The sequence below is a fragment of the Streptomyces sp. NPDC059957 genome (genome assembly GCF_042730015.1).
GTDB lineage: Bacteria > Actinomycetota > Actinomycetes > Streptomycetales > Streptomycetaceae > Streptomyces.
This window is the reverse complement of record NZ_JBHWMB010000035.1, coordinates 53,093-73,237: the sequence shown is the minus strand read 5'-3', so window position 1 is coordinate 73,237 and position 20,145 is coordinate 53,093. Positions and strand designations below refer to the sequence as shown.

Genomic DNA, 20,145 nt, shown 5'->3' with positions numbered 1-20,145 from the left:
TCGGATGAAACACGCGATCCAGGCAGAAGGCCTGACCAAGCGGTTCAAGGAGACACGCGCGCTCGCCGGGGTGGATCTCCAGGTTCCCACCGGGACCGTGTGCGGCCTGCTGGGTCCCAACGGCGCGGGCAAGACGACGGCTGTCCGCATCTTCGCCACCCTCCTGCACCCGGACGCCGGGCGGGCGGAGGTCGGCGGGTACGACGTCGTACGGCAGGCGGGTCGGGTCCGTTCCCTGATCGGCCTCACGGGTCAGTACGCCGCTGTCGACGAGAACCTGACCGGGACCGAGAATCTGCTGATGATCGGGCGGTTGCTCGACATGCCGCGCGCGGACGCCCGCGCCCGGGCGGCCGAGCTGCTCGATCGCTTCCACCTGACCGACGCGGCAGGGCGCGCCGCCAAGGCGTACTCGGGGGGCATGCGCAGACGCCTCGACCTCGCTGCGAGCCTGGTCGGCCGACCGCGGATCCTCTTCCTCGACGAGCCGACCACCGGACTCGATCCACACAGCCGCGGCGAGGTGTGGGACATGCTGCGCGTCTTGGTCGCGGAGGGCATGACCACCCTGCTGACCACTCAGTACCTCGACGAGGCGGACCGGCTCGCCGACAACATCGTCGTGGTCGACAAGGGCACGGTGATCGCGGACGGCACGCCCGACGAGCTGAAGGCGCAGGTCGGGGGACAGGTGCTGCAATTGCGTCCCACCCGCCGGACAGACATCGGCGCGGCGCACGCGCTGATCAAGGAGGTGGCGGGGCCACAGACCAAGATCGAGGGCGACGGGATCACCGCGCCCGTCAACGACCCGGCGCTCATGCCGAGCGTCGTGCGCCGGCTGGACCAGGCCGGCATCGAGGTAGGTGAGCTCACTCTGCGGCGCTCGTCCCTCGACGAGGTGTTCATGGTCCTGACCGGACACCGCGCCGAGGCCGACGGCCCCCGACGCCAAGCAGATGTGGATGCAGATGCAGATATAGATGCCGGTGCCGGTACAGATGCCGGTGCCGGTGCGGGGGAGCTCCGGCAGATGAATGCGGGGAGCCCGTCATGACGTCCATGACCACCACCGACACGCTGGGCCGCGGCGGCCGGGTGCGCCCGCTGGCGGCCGTGCGGCAGACGGCCACGATGGCGTGGCGCAGCCTGGTCTCCGTCAAACACAACCCTCTGGAACTCGTCGACTACAGCATCACGCCGATCATGTTCGTATTCCTGTTCACCTATGTCTTCGGCGGGCAGATGGCCGGTACTCCCCGCGAGTACCTCCAGTACGCGCTCGCGGGGATCATCGTCCAGAACACCCTCTTCATGAGCATGTACACCGCCATGTCGTTGAACTCCGACCTCACGAAGGGGGTCTTCGACCGGCTGCGGAGCCTGCCCATAGCCCGCTCCGCACCGCTCTTCGGACGCATCACCGCCGACCTGGCGAAGCAGCTCTGGGCGATCGTCCTGATGGTCGCGCTGGGCATGCTGCTGGGCTTCGAGGTCACGGGGGGCATCGGCGGCTTCCTCGGCGGCACCGCGCTGGTGCTGATCTTCGCCGCCGCCGTCTCCTGGACGGCGGTGCTCATCGGGATGGTGGCGGGGGACGCCGAGAAGGTGCAGGTCTATGCCTTTACCTTCATCTTCCCGATCACATTCACCAGCAGTGCGTTCGCCCAGGTCGACACGATGCCGGGCTGGCTCCAGGCATGGGTCGAGGTCAACCCCGTCACCCACCTGTCGGACGCCTTCCGCGGGCTCCTGCTCGGAACCCCCGCTGGCCGGCCGATCCTGTGGTCCCTGATCTGGGCGGCGGGCATCGCCGCGGTGTTCATGCCCCTCGCGATGCGCGCATACCGCTCTCAGGGCCGCTGAACGGGAAGGGAAACGGGGACGGGAGGGGGAACGGGCGCAGGGCGGGATCTGCCTCTGCGGGAAGGGGGAGAGCGTGCGCGGTGTGATCATGACCGAGGGGCGCCCACGCGCACATCACACCCCGCGCCCTTCGGTACATCGACTTCAGGAGGCGCCCGTGAGGACCATCGCCGGCGGCCCGCCGCAGCTTCAAGCAGGTCTGCGAGCGCGAATCCCTCGTGAGGTGGGGTGCGGGTTGGTCAGGGAAGGAGTGTGACGGGGCTCATAAGGAACGATTCCCCTGCGACCCCCCTCCTCTGTGTGTCGGAGCGTTGCCGGAGCGATCCACCACCGAGGGAGCAGACCATGAAGGACACGACACGCAAGCGCACCGGGTGGGCGCTCGCCGCGCTGCTCGCCGCCGACGGGCTGGTCCACCTGTACTGGGCCACCGGCCTGACCTGGCCCGCCCCCGACGAGCGGACCCTGTCCCTGGCCGTGCTCGGCTCCGAGGTGTCCTTCGGCCCGTCCGTCGTCCTGCCGCTCGCCGCGCTCACCCTGACCGGGGCCGCCGCCGTACTCGCGCACGCGCACGGCCGGGCCGGACGGCCCGCTCGCCTGGTGACGGCCGCCGTCGCGGCCGGGCTGGCCTTACGGGGCCTCGCGGGCCTGGGCTGGGCCGCCGGTCTCCTCGACAGCCCGGCGGACGGCCCCTTCCGCACCCTCAACCTCGCCCTGTACACCCCCGCCTGCCTCGGCTTCGGCTGGGCCGCGGCCCGGCTGGCACGGGCCCGGTGAGGCCGGTGGCCCCGGTGGACCCCGTTCCCGTGCCCGGCAGGCCCCACGGCGGGCTGCGGGGCGGCCCCCTCACCCCGGCCGCCCGTGACCGCGGAGTCGCCCTCGCGCGCGCGGCCCGGGGCGGAGACACGCTCGCGCTGCACGATCTGCTCGACCACCTGACCCCGTACCTCGCCCGGATCTGCGAACCGATCGCCCTCGCGGACGGCCCGGACGCCACGCAGGAGGCCCTGCTCGCGGTCTTCCGGTCCCTGCGCTCACTCCGTGACCCGGAGGCCCTGTACGGCTGGGCCCGGTCCATCGCCGTCCGCGAGGCCGTCCGCACCGCCCGGCGCGCGGGCCGTGACCGCCCGGCCGAACTGGCCGACGTACCCGGCCGGGACGATCCGCAGCTTGCCACCGACATCGAGGACGTCCTGGCCCGCCTCTCACCCGCCCACCGGGCCGTTCTCGTACTCCGTGACGTCGAAGGCCTCGACGAGGAGGCCGCCGCCGCCCTGCTCGGCGTCCCGCCGGGCACCGCCAAGTCCCGGCTCCACCGGGCCCGTACGAGCTTCCGGAAGGCGTGGTCCGCATGACGACCCACCCGAACGCGATGGACCCGGTAGCCCGCCTCCGCATCATGGCGGCCGGCGTCCCGGGAGCCCGGGTCGTCGAAGCGACCCTCCCCGCCCCCCTGGAGGCGGTCTGGGCGGTGATGTCGGACCTGGAGGGCGAGTTCGGCCGCTTCCAGCCGGACATGCGCAGCGTGCGCGTGCTCCGGGTCTCGGGCGACCGCGTGGAGGCCCTGGCCCGGAGCAAGTACGGCCTGAGGGCCCACTTCCACGGCGTCCTGCGCCCGGGCTGGTGCTGGCTCCAGAGCCGCTTCCTGATCATCGGCATGGCTGCCGCGCCGACCCCCGACGGCGGCACCCGCGCAGCCCTGACGGGCGGCGTACGCATCCCGGGCCGCGCGGCGATCGTCCCGGTGGGCGCGGAGCGGGAACTCCGCGAGGCGATGACCCGGTTGACGGGCCGGGTCAGCGGCGCGGGCGGGGCCTGAGGCGTTCGCGCCGGCGGCGTCCCGCGGCCACGGGCGGCTGCACCGTGGCGGCAGCCGGGCCCGCCTGCTCCTGCGGAGGCAGCCGCAGGAGCGCAGCCACCCCCTCGGTGGTCGCCGCCACGGCGGCGACCACCTGCCGCAAGACCGCTGCCGCTCCCGGGATTCCGCCCCTTCCTGGGGCAGACCGGCGACACCGAAGCATTCCGCTGCCCGCTCGAAGACGGGCACCGCCTCACCCATCCGCTCCAACGGGGCCGGCCCCAACCCCCCTCTGCATTCCGAATTCCGACGCCAACATCGCGGCCAGGCGCCGCTGGTTGCCGACCCAGCTCCTGAGCTCGAGCGGGACGTCCCGTGACGCCTGGCCGACACCGTCGCCGTCGCCGTCCCACCCGCGGCGATCGTCTCGACGTGCTTGCCCGCAACCGTCAGGTGCCCCTCGTGCTACCGGCTGAGGCAAAGGGGCGTAGGCGGCTGCTCCTGGCCGCTAGTGTCGTGCGCAGCCCGCGCCGAATCGGCGTGCGCGGGTCAGGCGTGGTGCCCGGTTCTCCCGGGGCAGTACTGCCGATGTTCACGATCCAACGCTGCTCCGGCAGAAGACGTTTCGAGGAGGGCATGCGATCCATGGGGAACCTAGGGCCCTATGAGGTCTTCACGACCGCGGCGAAAGCAGCAGGCGGTGTCGAAGCACTGATCAAGCAGATCGAAGAAGCCGCCGCGAAAAGAGCTCTGCCGAAGACGGTCGCGCTGACTGCACTCGGCACGGTAGCCGTGGGCGGTCTTTTTCTGGAAGGAGCGAAGCGGTATCGGAGTGCCAAGAACGTTCGCGAAGAACGGGCTGAAGAGGCCAAAAGGAAGCTGAAATCACTGAGTGAGGAATCAGCGAAGGACGACAACGTGGACTAGTGATAGGCGCCATGGATCTTTCACCGCTTGGCGACGGGGACGTTCACCCCGTCGCGTGGCGTTGAGCTGGGCCCTTTCGTTGGAACACGGTGTTCTTCCGGTGCCGGCTGGTGTCACTTGGCAGGCCGGTGGGCGCTACGAGGGGCACGGCAGGCGTGCGCCGGCCGCGGGCGGGACTACCACGCAAGCACTGGGGGACCGGGCGGTACGGTCCGCTCCTGCGATCAAGTGCGCACGGACGTGAGCAGGGTGAATCCCCGCGTCCGGTCAGGAAACCGGAAGCGGCTTCTTCGTACTGCGCTGGTCCGGACTGCTGTACAACGGAGGCGTGCCGTTGGCGGCGGCTCCCAACGGGGAGTACGAATGGCAGCTCACCGCCAAAGCCGCGCGATGGGATCGGCCCCGACCTCGTTGTGAAGGGACGGCTCACCGTGCGCCGGGCTGCTGCCCCGCACGACCTGACCGACGATGGCGCGCCCGACCTCCTCGGCCGTACCCAGGACGGGCACCTCGTCCGCGAGGACACTTTCTACGCCGGTGACGTGAAGGCGAGTTGGCCGTATCCGCAGCCGGACCTCGGTAGCTTCTGGGGCAAGCAAAACGCTCGTTGCCGCGGGGAACGCCGGCGGCAGCCAGCACGCCGATCTCCTGGCGCGTGACGGGGACGGCGTGCTCTGGCTGTACCGCGGATGCGGCGACGGAACGTTCGGCACACGGACCCGCATCGGGTCAGGCTGGGACAGGTACAAGGACCTGGTGGCCTGGGGCGACGCCAACCGCGACGGGACCCCCGACCTTACGCACGCGACAAGGTGGGCCAGAGCTGGCTGTACAGCGGTACCGGAAGCGCCACGGCGCCCTTCCGGAGCCGCAAGGCCCTGGAGCGCTTCGGCTTCATGGAGGAGTACACCGAGGTCCTGTGACGCGCGCAGAACGGGGAAGGCGTCGCAGGGCCCTGTCAGGAAGAACAGTTGCGAGGTCCATCCCGCGGTTTCAGGAGCAGGGTGCCCGTGCGGCAGGGACGCATTGGAGGCGCGGGCAGCCGCATGCAGGACCTGATGGCCGGCGCGGACCGGCCCGAGGCCTTGCACCGGCTTGGTGTTGGGGCGGCGGCCACCGGCCACCTGGTGCACTGCGGCCCCTCCCCGAGCACGATCGTGCCGCCGGGCACCGCACGTGTACGGCGGCACAGCCGCGCACTCTTGTCCCGCCCCCCCACCGTGCAGCGGCGGGCTCCCCGCGGCCGGCGATCAGCGGCCGTCGACCGGAACCCGCTGCTGGCGACGCCAACCGCACCGCGCCACAGGCCTGGCACGCACGGCATGCCCTTCGACCCGGTGAAGCCTCTGCGGAGGCCAGGCCTGATGCCACAGCCACAGCCACAGCCACAGCCACAGCCATCGCAGCGACCGCACGGGGCAGACGCGTCATGGGTATGCGGACAGTTCTCCTGAGGGCTGTTCCAGACGGTGGAGCAGCCGGTGCAGGCCCCGGACCAGCCGGGCCCTGCCCTGCGCGTACGCCAGAACACCGAGCCCCGAAGAGGCCAGCGACAGTCGGCGGTCCGCTTCGGCCAGCGAGTACCCCAGCAGCTGCACCCGCTCGGACTCGGCCGGGAGGGCTGCGGCCCGGAGGGTCAACTCCTCACGGATCACTCGGGCGTGACCGGTCAGTTCCAGTGCGGCCAAGTCGATGTCCCCGATGGGCGGGGCGGTCGTCGTGGTCCAAGCGAGGTCCACGGTTGTCAGCGTCAAGTGGACCTCCCGGTCCACCGGCAACGCATGCCCCCACCTACCGTCCGGATCGTGCACGAACCCCGCACCGGTCATCCCGACCCCCATCTCCCCTCGCCATCGCCCAGGGCATCCCGCGCATTCTTCGGTTCATCCCGGCTCCGCGGATGCGCCGCCGGCGAATGCTGCATGCGCTGCGTTCGGTGCATGCGCTACCGGCGCTAGAGGCACGGCCGCGTCGTTTGGGACCCGGTACTCAGAGGAAGGTGGCGGCCTACCGGACGCTCGCGGCATTCGAGTGGCATTCGAGCAGCATTCGAGGACGGCCCTGTCACCACTGCGGCCCGATGCCGGGAACCCTCCGCCGGTACGACCGGCCCGGCCAAGGAGATGCCGGTGGTTGTGTACGGAGAGCGCGGCCCCTTCAACGACCCGGAGCAAGAACGGTTCTGCACATACGTCCCCAACCGCCGCCCGCGCACCTGCCCGACATCGGGTCGTTGAGCCGGATGCGGGGATGCACACCCGCACTCGGCACTCCGAGCGTGCCGGGTGCGGGCTCCGTGAACGGGGGCCGCACACTACGCAGTTCCAGGCGTCGGGGCGATCACGTCCGGACACACGGCCGTCGCCCGAGCGCCCCGCCGAGAACTCGTTCACTCACACGGGAATCCGTCCACGCCTTGATCATCCGGGCCGCTACGCTCCCCGCCCATGACCCGACCCCTACCCCTCGCCGCCTCCACGCGCGCCGTCTTCCTGCTGGCCATACCGCACCCGGCGATGGCCGCACCCGGCGATGGCCGTGCCCCGGCGGTGGCGGAAGCATGTGACTCCCGGGGGAACTCCTCCGTGGACGCGGGCGTGATCGCCTGGGAGGACGAGACAGTCCTGAACACCGCGCTCGCCTACGCGAACAGGCAGTGGAGCACCAACGGCCTCACACAGGTCAAGCTCAAGCGGGACGCCGCCTCCAACATCGCCGACCTCCAGTGGCGCGACGTCAACCGCACCGACGGGGACTGGGCCACGCGCGACGCCCAGTGGGCTCCGCACACCGGCGCCGACAACGTCTACTTCAACCTCGCCCGCCTCGGCGACGGCAAAGTCAGCGGCACCGAGTACCATCGCGCCCACATCGCAGCGCACGAACTCGGGCACGCCCTGGGCCTGTGTCACACAACGCCCCGCGAGTACTCGCTGATGTGGCCACGCCACAAGGACCTGGATGCCGACAACATCAACGGGCCCATGCCCTACGACGGCACCGCCTACCACAAGCTCTGGGGCTGACCATGAACAAGATCACCATCGTGGCCGTGAGCGCGGCGGCCGCCGTCGTCATGGCCGCCGGAGGCTGGTACGCCCATCAGGAGATGCAACCGGTCGGCCAGGAGTCCCTGTACTCGATCGACGTCACCGACCCATCAGAAGTAGCCCCGGAGGCGGAGAACATCTTCCTCGGCGAAGTGGTCGAGGATGCCGGCATCGAGACCGTCTCCGACGTCGACTCCCGCACCTACCGGGTAAGAGTGAAGGAGCTGATCCGGGGTTCCCTCAACGGCGAAGTCACGGTGACCGAAGCCGTCGACGTCTACGACAGCCGCCGCGCCTACAGCGTCGGCGAGACGTACGTGTTCGCCACCAACTCCTGGGCGAAGCCCGAGAACGGCCACGCCCAGCTGTACCTGGGGCCTGCCGTACCCGCCGACGCCTCGGCGGCCGGGCGGTGGCGCGATGCCGCAGCGCTCCCACGGACCCGGTAGACGGGTGAGGAATGCCGGGTGAGTTCGGGGCCGCGTCCACGGCCGACCGGCGGCCCATCGGAGCCCGACGTCGTTGCGCCGGGACCCGTGTCGGGTGTTGTGCCGCTACGCCCGCTCTGCCCCCCTGACCTCGCCTTATCGATGGCCTGAGGTATTGCGGAGAGTGATCGCTTCGGGAATTATTCCCCGCCGTGACCATCTTCCTCGCCGTCGCGCTCGGCGTGTTTCTCATCGGGCTCCTCCTCTCCATCGCCCCCGGCGCCGCCGACCGCTGGGCCGAAAAGCACTTTGTGGCGTCCGCCTACGGCCTTCCGCCTCGTGAAGCGCTCGACAACCGTCGGCCCGGTCCGCCCACGCCGGCGCACCGAACGCAGGAGAGGCAGACCGTCGCCGACGCCGCGTGGGAAGGGGACTGGAAGGCGGCCGAGCGGTACATCCGTGCCGCGGGAGACGACTGGGACGAGCGCTGGGACCGGCTGGAACTCCTGCTGCACGTCGCGCAGAAGGACGGCGCCTGGCTCGACACCTGGCTGGACGCCGAGCCGGGGGACTGTGACGCGGCAACCCTCCACGCGAGGCTCACGATCAATCGCGCCTGGGAGATCCGGGGCGGTGCCTTCGCCCACGCGGTCCCGGCCGAGGACATGAAGCGCTTCCGCGCCATGCTTCCGGCGGCGATCGAGGAGGCCCGCAAGGCGGCGCTGCTCGACCCCGCGAACCCCGGCCCCTGGGTCGTGATGATCACGGCGGCGCGGGGGGCCCAGTACGGCCACTCACAGTTCAAGCCGCTCTGGAAGGAGCTCGTCGCCCGCGCGCCCCACCACTACGAGGGGCACTGGCAGGCCCTCCAGTACTGGTGCGCCAAGTGGTACGGCAGCAACCGGCGGATGATGCGGTTCGCCCGGCAGGCGGTTCGCAAGGCCCCGGCCGGCAGCCCGCTCGCCGGGATCTACCTGCACGCACTGAGCGAACGCGCCGACCGGTCCGCAGCCGTCGCGCTGCCCGTCACACCCATGACGAGGAGCCTGCTGAAGCGGACCGCCGCGTCGTTCGACCAGGTAGCGCCCGACGACGAGCGACTGCCGCTACTGCGCCACCTGCTGGCGCACTACATGCTCCAGTCGATGATGTACGCGCCCGCCCTCCGGCAGTTCCGCGAGATCGGACCATGGTGCGGAGCCGAACCCTGGCGCAAGGCGGGAAACCCGGCCGTGGCCTTCGACGCGGCCCGGGGCCGGGCCGTGAGGCTGTCCCGAAGTCGTCCGGCCTCGGCGGCGAAGGATTTCGGCATGGCGCGCTGACGGGCGGTGTGAAGGATCGGCGTCCGGCCGGCGGCCGGGTGTTCGCGTAAACAAATGTGCGATTGTCGGGCGAGCGTGATAGTCACTTCTCTCATGGAGGGTGATCCAGGCTCTCCCCGTTTGGACACGGCAAGGGGTGGGGACATGGCGTTGCTCCGTCAATGGGGGCTTACGCTGGGGAAATGGGCCGGAAAGCCCGTCGCGCGGGTCCAGGAGGACTCCGGCGATCCAGACGTGCGGCGAGTGCGCGAGGCCGCCGCGGCCGCGGACTGGACCGCCGTGAGCGAGGTGCTCGAAGCACGTTCCGAGAGCGACGACCGGACCGAACTGCTGTGGGCCGTCGGCGATACCGCCGGGGTGGAGCGGTGGATCGTCCCGGTCCTCGAAGCGGACCAGAACGCATCGCTGGCCCGGCTCGTGGCGGGGATCCGTCACATCAGCTGGGGATGGGAAGCCCGGACCGGAGCCCGGGCCTCGCAGGTCTCGAGCAAGCAGTTCGAGGTGTTCCACGAGCGGCTGCGCACCGCCGAGCAGTGGCTGTACGAGGTGGCCGAGCGCGAACCGCTGTGGACCTCGCCCTGGTACGGCCTCCAGGTCACCGGTCGCGGCCTCCAGGTCGGGGCGACCGTCGCACGCCGCCGTTTCGAGGCGACCGTACGCCGTGACCCGCAGCACCTGGGAGCGCACCAGCAGCAGTTGCAGCAGGTCTGCGAGAAGTGGGGCGGCTCGCACGAGGAGATGCACGCCTTCGCCCGGGACACCGCGTTCGGCGCACCCGCCGGAACACAGCTGGGCCAGCTCGTCGCCATCGCGCACATCGAGCAGTGGCTCTCCCTCGACTCCGGCCCGGACGACGCGTACATGCGCGGGCCCGGGGTCGCGGCGTCCCTGCGGGAGGCCGCCGACCATTCCTTCCGGCACCCGGACTTCGTCCGCCGGGCCGGGTGGGCGCAGATCCTCAACACCTTCGCGATGGCGTTCTCGATCGCGGGGGACCGCGAGGGGGCAGCGGAGTGTTTCCGCGCCACCGACGGTCGGGTCACCGAGTTTCCCTGGTACTACATCAACGGCTCCGACCCCGCCGTGGCCTACCGGAAGCATCGTTCCTCGACCGGAGGTTGAGCGCGCCGAGCCGTCGGCCGCCGCCGTACGCCCGAAGGCCGGTACGGGTCACTCCCGGCTCCGCGCCGCGGCCGAGCCGCGACCGCGCGGCGACCCCCATGCGCTGACGGCCCGCGTTCCGGGCCCCGACCCCGCGCTCTGACGGACCGTGCTCCCGGTCCTGACCCGCGCTGCCGCTGCCGCTGCCGGTGCTGTTCCCGGTGCCGGACGACCGGTCCCGCACGGCAGCGCCGCGCCCCCCTTCCCGCCCTTCCCGTCCGCGTCGCCCACGACGCGGACGGGGCCCCACCGAAAGATTCCGCCAGGTGCCCGATTCCGAGACGTCCCACACCTTCCAGGTCGATCTTCGCGGCCTCGTCGACCTGCTCTCCCACCACCTCTACTCCAGCCCCCGCGTCTACCTGCGCGAGCTGCTGCAGAACGCCGTGGACGCCATCACCGCGCGCCAGGCCGTCGCGCCCGGCTCCCCGGCCACCATCACGGTGCGCACCGGCGAGACCCTCACGGTCACGGACACCGGCATCGGCCTGACCGAGGCCGACGTGCACCGGTTCCTCGCGACCATCGGCCGAAGCTCGAAGCGGACCCCCGACGGGGCCCTGGACGGTGCGGGACTCGACGCGGCGCGCGGGGACTTCATCGGCCAGTTCGGCATCGGTCTGCTCGCCTGCTTCGTCGTCGCCGACGAGATCACGGTGCTCAGCCGTACGGCGGACGACCCCTCGGCGCCCGCCGTCGAATGGCGCGGCCACTCCGACGGCCGCTACACCATCCGCACCCTGCCCGCCTCGGCCGTGCCGGAGCCGGGCACCACGGTGCGCCTCACCCCGCGGGCCGACACCGCCGAGTGGACCAGCCCCCAGCAGGTCGTCTCCCTGGCCAGGCACTACGGCGGCCTCCTGCGCCACGAGGTCACCGTCGTCGGACCGCGCGGCGAGACCCACACGGTCAACGAGACACCCCCCTGGGAGCAGGCCCACCGCTCCCCGCTGGCCCGCCGCGAGGCGATGAGCGCGTACTGCCGGAACCTGTTCGATTTCACCCCGCTCGACACCATCGACCTCGACCTGCCGGCCGCCGGGCTGCGCGGCGTCGCGTACGTCCTGCCCACGGCGATGAGCCCGGCGCAGCGGGCCGGCCACCGCGTCCACCTCAAGGGCATGCTGCTCACGGACCAGGCGCCTGAACTGCTCCCGGAGTGGGCGTTCTTCGTCCGCTGCGTCGTCGACACCACCAGTCTGCGGCCGACCGCCTCGCGGGAGTCCCTGTACGAGGACGGCACGCTGTCCGCCGTCCGGGACGCCCTGGGCGAACGGATCCGCGAATGGCTCACCGGGCTCGCCGCCAGCGACCCCTCCCTCCTGCACCGTTTCATCGAAACGCACCACCTCGCCGTGAAGGCCCTCGCCCGCTACGACGACGAGCTGCTGCGCATCGTGCTGCCGTGGCTGCCCTTCGAGACCACCGACGGCAACGTCACGCTCGAGGAGTTCGCGCGCACCCACCCGACCCTCCTGGTCACGCGCAGCGTCGAGGAGTTCCGCCAGGTCGCGCCTATCGCCTCGGCGGCCGGCCTGGGCGTCGTCAACGGCGGCTACACCTACGACCGTGACCTCGTGCTGCGCCTGCCGGAGATCCGGCCCGGCACGTCCGTCACCGACCTCGATCCGGCCACCGTCACCGCCCACCTCGACGCCGTCGACCCCGCCGCCGAGCTGCGCGCCGCCGCCTTCCTCGCCATCGCCCGGGAGACCGTCGGCGTCCACGACTGCGACGTCGTCCTGCGCGACTTCCAGCCCGTCACGGCCTCCGCCCTGCTCCTCGACAACCGGGAGGCCCGCCACGAGCGGACCAGGTCGAGCCTGGCCGCCGACAGCGACGGTGTGTGGGCCGACATCCTCGGCTCCCTGCGCAACGAGACCCCGCGGGCCCAGCTCGTCCTGAACCACCTCAACCCGCTGGTGCGCCAGGCGATCACCATTGCCGAGCGCGGACTGGCCGTCACGACCGCCGAAGCCCTCTACGGCCAGGCGCTGCTGCTCAGCCGCCGCCCGCTCCGGGCCGGCGAGAGCGCCCTGTTGAACCGGGCCTTCATCGGCCTGCTCACCCACGCCATGCACCACAACGGTACGGCGGCACCCGGCTCCGAGCCCCGGAAGGAACTGTAGATGCTGGACACCCCCGAGGCCGTGATCGAGGCGCTCCGCGAGAACCACGACCGGCCGCACGGCCTGCACCGCACCGTGACCGCAGAGGAGATCGTCGACGCGGCCGAGCTCCTCGACGAGCCCGACACCCTCGTCACGGCGCTGCTGGAGCTGATGTCCTCGTACGAGTTCACCGGCGAGCACCGCAAGTCGCCCGTGGTCTTCGCACGGCTGCTCAAGCTGTGGGACACCGCCCCCGGCACCTTCAGCCAGTGGGAGGCCCATCAGGTCTTCTGGCGCTTCAAGTGGGTGACGACCTCCCTGCTGCAGGTGCCCGAAGTACCCCTGGCCGCCATCCACGGATGGCTCGAGACGATGCGCGGCCGCTACGCGGCGGCCGACCACGGCATGCAGCCGGTCGCGGCGATGCGCTACCACATCGCGCACCACACGGGCACCGGCCTCGCCGACGCCTACGACCTGTGGGCCACGCGTCCCCGCACCGAGTTGAGCGACTGCGAGGCCTGCGAAATACGGCACCTCGCCCAGCACCGGGTGGACTCCGGTGACTTGGCCGGGGCGCTGGAGATCTGGGGTCCGGTCCTCGACGGGGAGACCGGCTGCACCGAGGAGCCGCAGCTGAGCCGCTCGCGCTCGCTGCTGCCCCTGCTGCGCTCGGGCCGCGTGGACGAGGCCCGCTCCCACCACCTCAGCGGCTACCGCCGGGTCCGGGGGAACACCGGAACGCAGGAAGAAGTGGGCCTCCACCTGGAGTTCTGCGCCCTGTCCCGCAACGAGGGGCGGGGGCTGGAGATCCTCGCGGAGAACCGCCCGCTGTTCGAGGCGACCGGCGCGCCACTGGCCCATCTCGGCTTCCTCACCGGAGCGGGGGTGCTGCTCACCCGCCTCGTCGAGGACGGGCACGCCGCCACCGCGGTTGCCGGGCCGCCCGGGCGCGACTGGAGCGCCGACGCGCTCCTCGCGCACGTACGCTCCGAAGCCGGCCGGATCGCGGCCGCGTTCGACGCGCGCAACGCCACCAGTGCCGTGGGGGACCGGCTGCGGACCCGTCTCGCGGGGCGCCCGATCCTCGACGAGCCGCTGTCGCTCGGCCTGCGCGCTCGGACCCCCCGCCCTTCCGCGGACGCCGGCGCGGCGGCAGCCGTCGCCGTGACGCCCACCGCCGGAGCGGACCTTTCCCAGGACTTCGCCACGCTGGTCCGCGAGGCACGCCGGCTGGCCGCCGCGGGGCACCCCGGGGAGAACCGGCTCTGGGACCGCGTCGAGGAACGCCTGTCCGACGGCAGCGCCGCCCCCGGCGAAGAGCTCGGCCCGCGGGAGCTCCTGCTGGCAGAACTCGCCGACCAACGGGCTTATAAGCTCGCCAGGAAGGAGAGCGACGAGGAGAGCGTCGTCGAGCTGAAGCGGGCGGCCGAGCTGTACGAGGGCCTGGGGATGCCCTGGCACGCGCTGTCGGCGCGTGCCCGCTCCCTGGCCTGGCGGAACAACTCCGACGAGGCGGACCACGACGCGACCCGCGCGGGCCTCGGCGAGGTCGTGGCCGAAGCCGAGCGTCTCGCGGCCGAGGCTCCGCTGACGACGGAGACCGCGCTGCAGTACCTCACCGTGCGCTACTCCGATGCCTTCGCCGCCTACCAGGAGGCGCTGCGGGACCTGCCGGAGACCGAGGGGGCCGCCGCGGAGCGGTTCCAGGAGCGGGCCCGGACCCTGCGCGCCGAAGCGGAGCGGCTGTCCGTACCCCACCACGTGGCCAACGCCCTGCAGCTCACCGCGGACCTGTCCGGCCGCGGGGGTGACACGGACGCGGCCGAGGAACTGCTGCGCGCGGCCCTCGACGCCGTGGACGCCTCCGCACGGCCCTGGCGGGGTACGCGCCCGCGCGCCCTGCTCGCGCAGTTCCTGCTCGCCAAGGGCGAGCCGGAGGAGGCGGCGGAGCTCCTGCACCGCGCGCTCGCCGACGCGGCCCGGTACGACGACACGGACTTCGCCCTGGCCCCCACGTACTCCCTGCTCGGGCACGCGGCCTCGCACCTCGGGGACCTGGGTGGCGCCGTACGCCATCTCTCCGAGGCGGCCGCGCTGTTCGACCAGGACGGGGACCAGGCCGAAGCCACCGACGTACGCCTCCAGCTCGCGGACGTCCTGGGGCGCGGCGGCCGGCCGGAGGACGCGGTCGCGGTCCTGGAATCCCTCCTGGGGGACGAGACTCCCGCCCCGGACAACGAACGGGCCTTCGCCCAGGCGCGCCTGTCCCTGGGCCGCGGACTGCGCGAGCTCGGTGAGTACCTGCCCGCGGCGGAGGAGTTCCTGCGGCTGGCGGACACCGTCGCCGCATGGGAGGACGACCGCGAGGTCCACACCATGGTGGCGGCGGAGGCGGCCGTCACGCTGGCGATGGCCGACCGGTGGGACGCGGCGGCCGCGGCGTACGAGCGCGCGGTCGCCTCGCACGCCGAGGCGCCGAACCCGTCCCTGCTCATCCACATGATGTGCCAGTTCGCGCGGCTCACCGTGTCGGCCAGGGAGGCCGAAGGCCTGGACGCGGCGCTGGAGCACCTCGCGCGGGCGGACGCGGTCCGCGCCGGAGTGCCGCAGGACGCCGAGGACTTCGCCCCCTGGTTCGAGCGCGGCACCGTGCACTACCGCCGGGCCTGTGTCCTGGCGGAGGTCGAGCGCTACGAGGAGGCCCTGCCCGAGGCGGAGGCGGCCATCGCCGCCCACGAGGAGGGCGGCGAGCACGGCGAGGTGCCGCGCGCCGAAGCGGTACGGATGGCCGCCCTGATCGAGGGCAAGGGCCTCGGCCACTTCCAGGGGGCCGTCGCCCGCCTCAGCACGGCGGCCGCCCGCTGCAGCCAGGCCGGTCTCACCGAGGCCGCCGACATCCTGGAGGCCCTCCGCCAGGATTACCTGCGCCGCTGACACCCCGCACCCGTCCGGCACCCGTCCCGCCCCCGGCCCGTCACCTGGCTCGGGCACACTGTGGCCCGACCGTTCGACCGGGGCTGAGGGGTGGGGACGATGGGTGGCGAGGACGACAGCGGCGACGCGGACGACCGGCGGGTGGGCGCTTCGCCGCCGGGCGGCCTCCGCGCAGTGACCACGGTCCGTACCCTGCCGGGGTCGTTCGGGCCGGGCACGGTGGCGATTTCCCCGGACGGTCGCCTAGGCCTGTGCGGAGGCGGGAACGAACCGGTCCGGCTGTGGGAACTCGCCACCGGGACACTCCTGCGGGACCTCGGGGCAGACGGCTCGGGCTCGGCCGGGGTCGCAGTCCCGGGGCAGTGGGTGCTGGCGAGCGGCAACGGGAAGTTCATGCGGTGCACGGTGACCGGCCGGGTGAGCCGGTTCGACACCTTCAACACCCTCGGCCAGCGCCCGTTGGCCAGGGGCCCGCACCACGATCGCAGCACGGGCGTCAGCGGCGACCGGGGCGCGGTCGCCTTCAGCTCCACCGGCCGCTTCGCCCTGGGCATCTGCGTGGACCGGACCCTGCGGATGTGGGACCTCGCCGACGGCACGTGCACGCGGACGCTCACGGGACACCCGGTCTGGCCGACCGCGGTGTGGCTCGCCCCGGACGCACGCCGAGCGGTGTCGGCCGGCTCCGACGCCGAGATCCGAATATGGGACGTGGACAGCGGTGAGTGCGCGGCGTTCCCGCACCCGGGCTCGTGGGTCTCCTCGGTGTGCCTGAGCCCCGACGGCCGCCTCGTGCTCGCGGCCGGCCACCACGGGGACCGCACCCTCTGGCTCCTCGACGCCGGCACGGGTGACCTCGTACGCGCCTTCGAGGACGTACGGGACCCCCGCTCGGTCGCGGATCCCGGGGACCGTTCCACCGAGGTCCTGACGTCCCGGTTCACCTCCGATGGGCTCTTCGCCGTCTCGGGCGAGGACGACGGCCGGATACGCATCTGGGACACGACGACCGGCCGCTGCGTACGAACCCTGGAAAACCACACCGACGAGGTCTACGGCATCGCCCTCACCCCGGACGACCGCTACCTGCTCTCGGGAAGCTCGGACGGCACCCTGAAGCTGTGGGAGCTCGACTGGTAGCCCCGACTATTCGGCTCATGGGCGCCATCGTGGTGGAGATGTGGCCACTGATCATCATCACCGCCCCATCGCTGCTGCTCATGGTCTCTGCCCGCATGGTCGACCGAGGCCGCAGGGCAGTACCGGTCCACAGTCAGCTGTCTACCGAGGCCACCCAGACGGCATCGGCGTAGGCGCCCGCCGACCGGCGGATCAGGCATGCCGCGTACGCCGCGTGGTGAGGAAGTGGCCAAGGGCGGTGAGGGCGAGGGTCAGTAGCGTCACCGCGGTGAGGGCGATCAGCGTCTGCCGGTCCGGGTGTGCCACGGACTGGCCGCGTCGTGCCTGCCAGGTGAGTACGGCGAACAACCCCGTGTACCAGCACGCGAACGCACCGACGACCAGGGTCCTGACCCCGACGTCGAGCCGCCGGCGCAAGAGGGTCCCGTACAGGTGCATCACGGCGATGAGCAGCAGGAGAACGTGGATGGCGTGCATGCTGACGAGGTGGGGTACGCGGAGGTCTCCGCCGGTCAGGCTCCAGCCGGTGAGCGGCATACCCCGCCCGTCGGGATCGCCGATCCCGTGAGCACCGTTCAGCACGACCGGGTTCCCGGCCGCGTCCAGGACGGTACGGGGCTCACTGGAGAAGGTGCTGAGCCAGGCGGCCACGGCCATGCCGGCGGCAGCGAGCGTGAGCCCCGCGCCCAGGGCGACGGTGAGTGCCCGATCGGTGCCGGACTGGAACAGCACCAGCGTCGCGATGACCAGGGTTGCCAGGAGGAGCGGCATGACACCGATCGAGAAGGCCGCGGAGACGTTCCGGGCGACGGCGCCGGGGCTCTCGTTGAAGTGGCTGAAGGTGCCGTGGGCGGCGGCGTAGACGACGGCGCAGACGTCGATCACTCCGGCCACCGCGATGATGCTGCCGGTCCACCAGCCCAGCCGCTTCCCCTTGTTGAGCCGGCTCAGGAGCCAGGCGAGCGTGACTCCATAGATACCGAAGGCCACACCGAACTTCATCGGTTTGAACCAGAGCGAATCACCCAGAAGTTGACGGTCGTCGAGCAGCGCGGCGACGGCGCAGAGCAGCGAAATGGCAAACATCAGAGCGGAGTTCAGCATGAGTGGGCGATGCCATGGTGACGCTGATGCTGCCGGCGAGCGGTTCACGGGTCCTCCAGGAGCGGGTGCGGTTCGTGCTCGCCACGCTAGGAACGGATCCGCCTCGGCCGCGTCCCCTGCCGGGGGCACCCGGCAGCCCCCGGGAGGGTGGCCGTCCGGGGCCGCGTACCCCACAGGGACGATGCGCACCCCGCGGTCCCCGGCTAACGTGCGGGCAACAGGGCAACAGGGGACAGCCGGCTTCCGGAGCCCGCCCCCCCCGGCTGGAAGGACCTGGCAGCGATGCGCCGACCCGCGAACCACCTGAGCACGTGGTGGCCGCCCCGCACGTGGCGGATGCCGACGGACCGGCTGCTGCTCGCCCGCCCCGTCGCCGCGGACGTCGTACTCGCCGCGGCCTTCTTCGCCGTCATGCTCGTCGAACAGTTGGGGCCGGCCGCAGGGGCGGACACGGGCACGGCGCGCGCCGTCGTGTTCGGCGCGGCGGTCGCGGGACCGCTGGCCTGCCGCAGGACCGCGCCGCTGGCCTCGTACCTGGTGGGTACCGCGGCCCTGTCCGTCGAAGCGCTGTGGGGTCTGGAGAACCCGCTCTCCCCGTACGCGAACCTGATCGGCCTGTACTCCCTCGGCCTGCACGCGAGCCGCACCCGGGCCTGGGCCGGTCCGTTCGCCGCGTTCCTCGGCATGATCGCCTACTTCACCGGACAGCAGGAACGCGACGTCTGGTCCGTGGTGCCGGCCGGGGTGCTCTTCCTGTGGCTCCTCGTCTGGGCCATCGGCTTCGGCGCCGCGCGGCGCCTGGAGGAACGGGACGCGACCCAGCTCAGGCTTCGCGAGGAGGTGATCGCGGGGGAGCGCGCCCGGATGGCGCGCGAGCTGCACGACCTCGTCGGCCACACCGTCAACGTGATGCTGGTTCAGGCCGGCGCCACCCGGCGACTGCTCGACCGTGACCCGGAACGCGCCCGCGAGGTGCTCGGACAACTGGAAGACTCCGGCCGCGAGGCACTGGAGGAACTCGACCGGGTCCTGGGCCTGTTGCGCCGCACCGCACCGGCCGGATCCCAGCCGAGGCTCGGCGACCTGAGCCGACTCACGGATCGCATGGCGCAGGCCGGTATCAGCGTGGCGGCACAGGTGGATCCGGGCCGGGACGAACTCCCCAGCAGCATCGACATGTCGGCGTACCGGATCGTGCAGGAGGCGCTCACCAACACGGTCAAGCACGCCCGCGCCGGATCCGCCGACGTGACCGTCCGCCGGGTGGGGGACCGCCTCGACATCGAGGTCAGCGACGACGGCCAGGGCGCAGGCAACGGCTACGAGCCCGGACGGGGTCTGCTCGGCATCGCCGAACGCGTGTCGATCCTGGGCGGCAGGCTCGAACACGGGCAGGGCGAGCAGGGCGGTTTCCGCCTGCACGTCTCGCTCCCGGTGCGATGACCTGGCACGCCGTCGGACCGGCCGGCGACGAGCGCCGGATCAAGGTCGTGGTGGCCGACGACGACGCCCTGCTCCGGGCCGGCCTCGAACTGATCCTCGGGACCGAGGACGGCCTGGAGGTGGCCGGGCTGGCGGCGGACGGCATCCAGGCCGTCCGCCTGTGCCACGAACTCGTCCCCGACGTCATCCTGATGGACGTACGGATGCCCGGCATCGACGGGGTCGAGGCGACCCGGCGGATCGTGGCCGCCGGTCTGCCGACCCGGGTGCTGGTCCTGACGACGTTCCACCACGATGAATACGTATGGAGTGCGATCCGGGCCGGCGCGAGCGGTTTCCTCCTCAAACGCGCCTCCCCCGAACGCCTCATCGACGCCGTACGGACCGTCGCGGCCGGCCAGGCCGTGCTGGATCCGGCCGTCACCCGCGACGTCCTGACCCGGCTTGCGGCCCAGCCCGCACCCACGCGCCCGGAGAGCCTGCGGGCACCGGCCGACGCCCGCCTGGAGCGGCTCACCGCCCGCGAACGCGAAGTGCTGCGGCAGGTCGCCCAAGGCCTGTCCAACACGGAAATCGCCGAGCTGCTCTCCCTCGCGGAATCCACCGTCAAAACGCACGTGAAGCGGATCCTGGCCAAGCTCGACGCCCGCGACCGAGCCCAAGCGGTGGCGATCTCGTACCAGAGCGGCCTGATGCCGAGCTGAGGGCTCATTGAAGGCTCCGGTGTCGGAGCGGAGCGCCACCTCGTCCAGTTCTGGCCGGGCCACATGCAGGATCCCCCTTCCCGCACATGGTTTCCCCGTAGCGGACGCCCAGGCCCCACAGCGGCGATATCGTGGGGGCACACGCCAGATGACA

18 protein-coding genes and 1 pseudogene are annotated in these 20,145 nt (G+C 71.8%); 17 read left to right on the top strand and 2 right to left on the bottom strand.

Features of this window, described 5'->3' with window-relative positions; translation table 11 throughout:
- Positions 1 to 4 precede the first annotated feature (4 nt).
- From ACFWBW_RS23510 to ACFWBW_RS23480, 7 genes and pseudogenes are all read left to right on the top strand, one after another.
- Complete coding sequence (locus tag ACFWBW_RS23510) at positions 5 to 1,057, top strand: ATP-binding cassette domain-containing protein (protein ID WP_385375488.1); 1,053 nt, start codon at positions 5 to 7, stop codon at positions 1,055 to 1,057.
- Complete coding sequence (locus ACFWBW_RS23505; RefSeq protein ID WP_385375485.1) at positions 1,054 to 1,866, top strand: ABC transporter permease; 813 nt, start codon at positions 1,054 to 1,056, stop codon at positions 1,864 to 1,866. The genes ACFWBW_RS23510 and ACFWBW_RS23505 overlap by 4 nt, the downstream gene beginning before the upstream one ends.
- A 345-nt stretch (positions 1,867 to 2,211) precedes the next feature.
- Positions 2,212 to 2,643 carry a DUF3995 domain-containing protein gene (locus ACFWBW_RS23500; protein WP_385375482.1) on the top strand — a complete coding sequence of 144 codons (432 nt, stop codon included), beginning with the start codon at positions 2,212 to 2,214 and terminating at the stop codon, positions 2,641 to 2,643.
- A gap of 29 nt (positions 2,644 to 2,672) precedes the next feature.
- Positions 2,673 to 3,221 carry an RNA polymerase sigma factor gene (locus tag ACFWBW_RS23495; RefSeq protein WP_385375479.1) on the top strand — a complete coding sequence of 183 codons (549 nt, stop codon included), beginning with the start codon at positions 2,673 to 2,675 and terminating at the stop codon, positions 3,219 to 3,221.
- Positions 3,218 to 3,685, top strand: coding sequence for an SRPBCC family protein (locus ACFWBW_RS23490; RefSeq protein WP_385375476.1), 468 nt, complete (start codon positions 3,218 to 3,220; stop codon positions 3,683 to 3,685). The genes ACFWBW_RS23495 and ACFWBW_RS23490 overlap by 4 nt, the downstream gene beginning before the upstream one ends.
- Positions 3,686 to 4,252: 567 nt before the next feature.
- Positions 4,253 to 4,591, top strand: a complete 339-nt coding sequence (locus tag ACFWBW_RS23485; protein ID WP_385375473.1) for a hypothetical protein — start codon at positions 4,253 to 4,255, stop codon at positions 4,589 to 4,591.
- A 561-nt stretch (positions 4,592 to 5,152) separates the two neighbouring features.
- Positions 5,153 to 5,377: pseudogene (locus ACFWBW_RS23480) on the top strand (hypothetical protein); the annotation flags it as partial.
- A 641-nt stretch (positions 5,378 to 6,018) separates the two neighbouring features.
- Here ACFWBW_RS23480 and ACFWBW_RS23475 read toward each other — a convergent pair.
- On the bottom strand, positions 6,019 to 6,345 hold the full coding sequence (locus ACFWBW_RS23475) for a restriction endonuclease (RefSeq protein ID WP_385375470.1): 327 nt from the start codon (positions 6,343 to 6,345) through the stop codon (positions 6,019 to 6,021).
- A 693-nt stretch (positions 6,346 to 7,038) separates the two neighbouring features.
- Here ACFWBW_RS23475 and ACFWBW_RS23470 point away from each other — a divergent pair.
- The 8 genes from ACFWBW_RS23470 to ACFWBW_RS23435 all read left to right on the top strand — a co-directional run bounded on the left by ACFWBW_RS23470 (position 7,039) and on the right by ACFWBW_RS23435 (position 16,913).
- A complete protein-coding gene (locus tag ACFWBW_RS23470; protein ID WP_385375467.1) occupies positions 7,039 to 7,617 on the top strand; it encodes a matrixin family metalloprotease in 579 nt (192 codons plus the stop codon).
- A 2-nt stretch (positions 7,618 to 7,619) separates the two neighbouring features.
- On the top strand, positions 7,620 to 8,090 hold the full coding sequence (locus tag ACFWBW_RS23465) for a hypothetical protein (protein WP_385375464.1): 471 nt from the start codon (positions 7,620 to 7,622) through the stop codon (positions 8,088 to 8,090).
- A 191-nt stretch (positions 8,091 to 8,281) separates the two neighbouring features.
- Positions 8,282 to 9,391: a hypothetical protein gene (locus ACFWBW_RS23460; protein WP_385375461.1), complete on the top strand. Its 1,110-nt coding sequence runs from the start codon at positions 8,282 to 8,284 to the stop codon at positions 9,389 to 9,391.
- A 144-nt stretch (positions 9,392 to 9,535) separates the two neighbouring features.
- A complete protein-coding gene (locus tag ACFWBW_RS23455) occupies positions 9,536 to 10,513 on the top strand; it encodes a hypothetical protein (protein WP_385375458.1) in 978 nt (325 codons plus the stop codon).
- A gap of 305 nt (positions 10,514 to 10,818) precedes the next feature.
- Complete coding sequence (locus tag ACFWBW_RS23450) at positions 10,819 to 12,681, top strand: HSP90 family protein (protein ID WP_385375455.1); 1,863 nt, start codon at positions 10,819 to 10,821, stop codon at positions 12,679 to 12,681.
- Complete coding sequence (locus ACFWBW_RS23445) at positions 12,682 to 15,600, top strand: hypothetical protein (protein ID WP_385375452.1); 2,919 nt, start codon at positions 12,682 to 12,684, stop codon at positions 15,598 to 15,600.
- A gap of 99 nt (positions 15,601 to 15,699) precedes the next feature.
- Entirely contained in the window at positions 15,700 to 16,740 is a 1,041-nt protein-coding gene (locus ACFWBW_RS23440) for a WD40 repeat domain-containing protein (protein WP_385375448.1), read from the top strand.
- A gap of 17 nt (positions 16,741 to 16,757) precedes the next feature.
- Positions 16,758 to 16,913: a hypothetical protein gene (locus ACFWBW_RS23435; protein ID WP_385375445.1), complete on the top strand. Its 156-nt coding sequence runs from the start codon at positions 16,758 to 16,760 to the stop codon at positions 16,911 to 16,913.
- 19 nt (positions 16,914 to 16,932) lie between these two features.
- Here ACFWBW_RS23435 and ACFWBW_RS23430 read toward each other — a convergent pair whose 3' ends face one another.
- Entirely contained in the window at positions 16,933 to 17,844 is a 912-nt protein-coding gene (locus tag ACFWBW_RS23430) for a hypothetical protein (RefSeq protein ID WP_385375442.1), read from the bottom strand.
- 282 nt (positions 17,845 to 18,126) lie between these two features.
- On the opposite strand from ACFWBW_RS23430, the gene ACFWBW_RS23425 reads away from it, so the two are divergent.
- The gene (locus ACFWBW_RS23425; RefSeq protein ID WP_385375440.1) at positions 18,127 to 19,287 is read left to right on the top strand and encodes a sensor histidine kinase; all 1,161 of its coding nucleotides are present in this window, start codon (positions 18,127 to 18,129) and stop codon (positions 19,285 to 19,287) included.
- Positions 19,284 to 19,991 carry a response regulator gene (locus ACFWBW_RS23420; protein ID WP_385375437.1) on the top strand — a complete coding sequence of 236 codons (708 nt, stop codon included), beginning with the start codon at positions 19,284 to 19,286 and terminating at the stop codon, positions 19,989 to 19,991. The genes ACFWBW_RS23425 and ACFWBW_RS23420 overlap by 4 nt, the downstream gene beginning before the upstream one ends.
- Positions 19,992 to 20,145 lie beyond the last annotated feature (154 nt).

What these genes read in the sequence shown, in the direction of transcription:
- ACFWBW_RS23510 (WP_385375488.1), top strand. Translation starts at nt 5, where the DNA reads ATGAAACACGCGATCCAGGCAGAAGGCCTGACCAAGCGGTTCAAGGAG.
- ACFWBW_RS23505 (WP_385375485.1), top strand. Translation starts at nt 1,054, where the DNA reads ATGACGTCCATGACCACCACCGACACGCTGGGCCGCGGCGGCCGGGTG.
- ACFWBW_RS23500 (WP_385375482.1), top strand. Translation starts at nt 2,212, where the DNA reads ATGAAGGACACGACACGCAAGCGCACCGGGTGGGCGCTCGCCGCGCTG.
- ACFWBW_RS23490 (WP_385375476.1), top strand. Translation starts at nt 3,218, where the DNA reads ATGACGACCCACCCGAACGCGATGGACCCGGTAGCCCGCCTCCGCATC.
- ACFWBW_RS23485 (WP_385375473.1), top strand. Translation starts at nt 4,253, where the DNA reads ATGTTCACGATCCAACGCTGCTCCGGCAGAAGACGTTTCGAGGAGGGC.
- ACFWBW_RS23470 (WP_385375467.1), top strand. Translation starts at nt 7,039, where the DNA reads ATGACCCGACCCCTACCCCTCGCCGCCTCCACGCGCGCCGTCTTCCTG.
- ACFWBW_RS23465 (WP_385375464.1), top strand. Translation starts at nt 7,620, where the DNA reads ATGAACAAGATCACCATCGTGGCCGTGAGCGCGGCGGCCGCCGTCGTC.
- ACFWBW_RS23455 (WP_385375458.1), top strand. Translation starts at nt 9,536, where the DNA reads ATGGCGTTGCTCCGTCAATGGGGGCTTACGCTGGGGAAATGGGCCGGA.
- ACFWBW_RS23445 (WP_385375452.1), top strand. Translation starts at nt 12,682, where the DNA reads ATGCTGGACACCCCCGAGGCCGTGATCGAGGCGCTCCGCGAGAACCAC.
- ACFWBW_RS23440 (WP_385375448.1), top strand. Translation starts at nt 15,700, where the DNA reads ATGGGTGGCGAGGACGACAGCGGCGACGCGGACGACCGGCGGGTGGGC.
- ACFWBW_RS23435 (WP_385375445.1), top strand. Translation starts at nt 16,758, where the DNA reads ATGGGCGCCATCGTGGTGGAGATGTGGCCACTGATCATCATCACCGCC.
- ACFWBW_RS23430 (WP_385375442.1), bottom strand. Translation starts at nt 17,844, where the DNA reads ATGCTGAACTCCGCTCTGATGTTTGCCATTTCGCTGCTCTGCGCCGTC.
- ACFWBW_RS23425 (WP_385375440.1), top strand. Translation starts at nt 18,127, where the DNA reads ATGCGCCGACCCGCGAACCACCTGAGCACGTGGTGGCCGCCCCGCACG.
- ACFWBW_RS23420 (WP_385375437.1), top strand. Translation starts at nt 19,284, where the DNA reads ATGACCTGGCACGCCGTCGGACCGGCCGGCGACGAGCGCCGGATCAAG.